General features: G+C 71.1%; 5 protein-coding genes. All 5 read right to left on the minus strand.

All coding sequences use genetic code 11. The features are described 5' to 3' along the window. A partial coding sequence (gene ftsE / locus NQ160_RS20205) for a cell division ATP-binding protein FtsE (protein ID WP_257516895.1) occupies positions 1-821 on the minus strand: 821 nt, incomplete at its 3' end. Between the two features lie 80 nt (positions 822-901). Beyond that, a complete protein-coding gene (locus NQ160_RS20210) occupies positions 902-1852 on the minus strand; it encodes an anti-sigma factor (RefSeq protein ID WP_257516896.1) in 951 nt (316 codons plus the stop codon). Then, positions 1839-2429, minus strand: coding sequence for an RNA polymerase sigma factor (locus NQ160_RS20215; RefSeq protein ID WP_257516897.1), 591 nt, complete (start codon positions 2427-2429; stop codon positions 1839-1841). The genes NQ160_RS20210 and NQ160_RS20215 overlap by 14 nt, the downstream gene beginning before the upstream one ends. Next, a complete protein-coding gene (locus NQ160_RS20220) occupies positions 2426-3076 on the minus strand; it encodes a class F sortase (protein ID WP_257516898.1) in 651 nt (216 codons plus the stop codon). Before NQ160_RS20220 ends, NQ160_RS20215 begins: the two co-directional genes overlap by 4 nt. Position 3077: 1 nt before the next feature. Further along, positions 3078-3835, minus strand: a 758-nt coding sequence (locus NQ160_RS20225; RefSeq protein ID WP_257516899.1) for a DUF4397 domain-containing protein, incomplete at its 5' end; no start/stop codon positions are given.

Below are 3835 nucleotides of genomic sequence, written 5' to 3' on the forward strand. Positions count from 1 at the left end.
GTCGAGCCCGGCGCCGAGGCGGCGATGTCGGCGGCCGAGGTGCCGATGATCTCGCGCTGCAGCTCGAGCACCGCAGTGAGTGCGGCAACGGCAGCCGCGCCCTTCTCCTCGACCGGCATGAGACTCGGAATCGCCGAGGTGTCGCCGTAGCCGCCGTGCCGCTCGTCACGCACGATCACGCCACCGCTGAGCTCGATGACACGTCGCTGCATCTGATCCACGAACCCGGCCTCGTGCGTGGCCATCAGCACCGTGGTGCCGCCGGCGTTGATGCGGGCGAGCAGCTGCATGATGTCGACCGAAGTCGCCGGGTCGAGGTTTCCGGTCGGCTCATCGGCGAGCAGGATCTGGGGCCGGTTGACGAGAGCGCGCGCGATGGCCACGCGCTGCTGCTCGCCACCGGAAAGCTCGTGGGGCAGACGCTTCTGCTTGCCGTCGAGCCCGACGAGAGCGAGCACCTCGGGAACGGCCTGCTGGATGAAGGCCCGTGACGAGCCGATCACCTGCAGCGTGAATGCCACGTTCTGGAACACGGTCTTGTTCGGCAGCAGGCGGAAGTCCTGGAACACCGAGCCGATATGGCGGCGGAAGTACGGCACCTTGCGGTTGGACAGGGTGCGCAGATCGCGACCGAGCACCACCACTCGACCCTCGCTGGGGCTGTCTTCGCGCAGGATGAGCCGCAGGCACGACGACTTACCAGAACCCGACGCGCCCACGAGGAACACGAACTCGCCGCGTTGCACCTCGAAGTCCACGTCGCTGAGCGCGGGTTTGCTGGTGCCGCGATAGCGCTTCGTGACGTTCTCGAACCGGATCATGACCAGATGAGCCTAAGCGGCGGCCGTGGCGCAGCCGCGAGCGACACCCGGGCGTTGCGGCATCCGCCGAGGTGCGCATCTCACGCGGGCTGCAGCGCTCCGCGGACGATCGAGTCTCCGGAGTGCGCCTCGTCGCCGTCGTCGGCCTCCTGCGAGACGTCCACGACGCTGAACTTCGCCAGATCAACGCCGGCGGGCACGTCGAACACGCCCTCACTGCCTTCGAGCACGCCGAGGCTCACCAGATCCGACCCGTCGTCAGTCAGCAGCCACACCTCTCGATACCCGTCGTCGGGGACCGCGGCGTCGAGGGTCACGACCACCTGGTTGTGGCCGTCCACCTCCTCGAGAAGCGCCGCGCCGTGCGCGCCCTCGTGTGCCGGGAAGCCGTCGAGGGTCGCCTCTGCGACGATCTGCGGAGTGGGGGCGACGGCGCTCTGAACTGCCCAGACACCGGCGACGATGGCGAGGACGGCGAAGGTGCCGGCCAGTGCCAGCATCAAGGGCATCCGGCGGATGCGCCCGCGTCGCGGTACGCGGTGCGACGCGGCCGCACGCGGCATGCTGTGCGACGCGGTATCCGCCGGGGAGGGCGCCCCAGCCGGGGGCACGGAGTGCCGAGACGGGGATGCCGTCGTGTGCGTGGCCGGGGTCGGGGCCGCAGCCGCGGGCGAGGATGCCGGCGTCGAGCCATCGTGCACCGGGGGCGCCGGCGGCGCGTCCGACGCGGACGGCGGGCCGTGCGTGGTCGGCGACTCGGCGGGCACGGGGGGCCCCGCGTCCGCCGACGGCGACTCCGCGGCGGGGGCGAAGCCGACCTCGGCGGCGATGGCCTCCCAGACGCGTGGCGGCGGCGTGAGCAGCGGCTGCTGCACGAGTGCCCCCCGGGCCGCGCCCACGGCCATCGCGAACGCGGCGACCTCGTCGGCGCACTCGAGGCACTCGGCCAGGTGGGCACTCTGCTCATCGGTGGCCGCGTCGTGCTCGCCCATGGCGATCAGGGCTGCCAGTTCGGGGTCAAGGTGCGACATCAGCGGCCTCCAATCGTGCGCGCAGTCGGGAAAGACTTCGTCGGATGTGACTCTTCACCGTACCCAGGGGCATGGCGAGCCGGTCGGCGATCTGGGCGTGTGTGAGATCGTCGTAGAACGCCAGGCGGATGACGTGCTGCGCATCGGGCTCGAGATGCTCGATCTCCTGGGCGATCATCAGCGAATCCTCGACGTCGACGGGGTCGGGGGCGGGGGCGAGCGCCTCGGCCGTCACCGCCTGCTCCAGGCGTGTCGCGCGCGAGCGGGCCGCGTGTGCGTCGGCGATGCGGCGACGGGCGATGCCGACCACCCACCCGCCGAGGTTGCCCCGATCCGCGTCGAACGCGTCGCGGGAGGTCCAGGCGGAGACGAACGTGCGCTGCGTGACGTCCTCGGCCTCGGTGTGGTCGCCGAGCGACCTCACGGCGATCGTGAACACCAGACGCGACCAACGGTCGTACATCGACTTCAACGCATCGGGATCCCCCGCGCTGAATCGCGTCGCAAGGGCGCCGTCGTCCTCGATGACCGTCTCCCTCCGTGTGTCGCAGCCCGCGGCATCCACGACGGAGGTCATGATGACGCCCGGGCGACGAGCACCACGTTATCGCTGTATGTGCGGCTCTGCTCGTCGAACTCACCCCCGCAGGTGATGACGACGAGGCTGCGGGGGCCGTCGCGGTCGAACAGCTGGTCGACGGGAAGCTCGGCTCGCGGGATGTAGGTAACGCTCTCTACCGTGTACGAGGTCACGGCGCCGTCGGCGTCGGTGAGCTGCAGGGTCTGACCGGGCTGCGCGTCTCGCAGCACCGAGAGCGGGCCGATGCCGTAGACGCGGGAGTCGACGTGCGCAGCGAGCACGGTGGTCCCGTCGGCGTCGGCCGGGGCCGGCCCGTATCGGTACCAGCCGGCGACGGCCGGGTCGACCGGGATCTCCATCGACCCGTCGTCCTGCACCCCGACGGGCACCACCGGCATGTCGATCCCGAGATCGGCGGATGCCAGCTGCTGGGGAGCCGCACTCGGCGCCTGCACCGGCGGCGGAGGAGCCGGTGCGACGGGAACCTGAACCGTCGGCGTCGGCGCCGGCGCCGCCGTCTCGGTGCGCGCCGCCGCGGAGGACGGGGCCGGGGCCACGCCCTCCGCGTCGGGGGGTGAGCATGCCGCGAGGGTCATCATCACCGTGAGCACGGCGACGATTCGGAAACCTCGCGACATCGTCATGTCAGCGTCGCTTGGCCGTGGCAGTGCGAGCGGCGACGATCGATCCAGCCGCGAGGGCCAGCGCCAGTCCGCCACCCAGGGCGATGAGCGACATCGGCTGGTTCTCGGCCACGAGCCCGGCCGAGCCGGTGTTCACGCCACCCGGGTTGGAGTGGAGCCCGGTGACGGTCTGCACGGCGAGGGCGAGGTTGCCGTCCTCGGCGCTGCCCCATGCGTAGGCGATCGTGAGCACGCCTTCCTGCACGTCGACGTCTGCGGGGCCGATCACCGGGTCGGTGGTGCCTTCCAGGGCGACGGCGGCCGAGACCACACCGGCGGGCAGGTTCAGCGTCGCCTCTTCGGGGTTGGTCAGTCCGGTGACGACCGCCGCACCGTTGGCGAGGATGTCCACCGCGGGAGCGGCTGCCACGTGACGCACGGTCAGGCGGCCGTCACCGGGCGCGGTGGCCGCGGTGTCGTTCGTGAACAGCGTCGCCGAGGGCTCGCCCGCCTCGGTGAGGTGTGCGACCGCGGTGTAGCTCTTGTTGGCCTCGAGCGTCAGGGTGATGGGCCCGACTACCGGCGCGGAGTCGTCTGCGGCATCCGTCGCGGTCAGGGCGACCTCGTAGTCGCCGGCAGGCAGATCCAGCGGGCCGGCGAGATCTCCGGGCTGGAAGTCGTCGAGGGTCAGTTCGCCGTTGACGTACACGTCGACGGGTGTGTCGGGGATGCCGTGGAGCACGGACAGGTCGGCCGTGGTCTCCGAGATGGCGTATGCCG

This window comes from Microbacterium sp. zg.Y909 (assembly GCF_024626565.1).

Coding starts and splice junctions, on each gene's coding strand:
- NQ160_RS20210 (WP_257516896.1), bottom strand. CDS start 1,852: ATGTCGCACCTTGACCCCGAACTGGCAGCCCTGATCGCCATGGGCGAG.
- NQ160_RS20215 (WP_257516897.1), bottom strand. CDS start 2,429: ATGACCTCCGTCGTGGATGCCGCGGGCTGCGACACACGGAGGGAGACG.
- NQ160_RS20220 (WP_257516898.1), bottom strand. CDS start 3,076: ATGACGATGTCGCGAGGTTTCCGAATCGTCGCCGTGCTCACGGTGATG.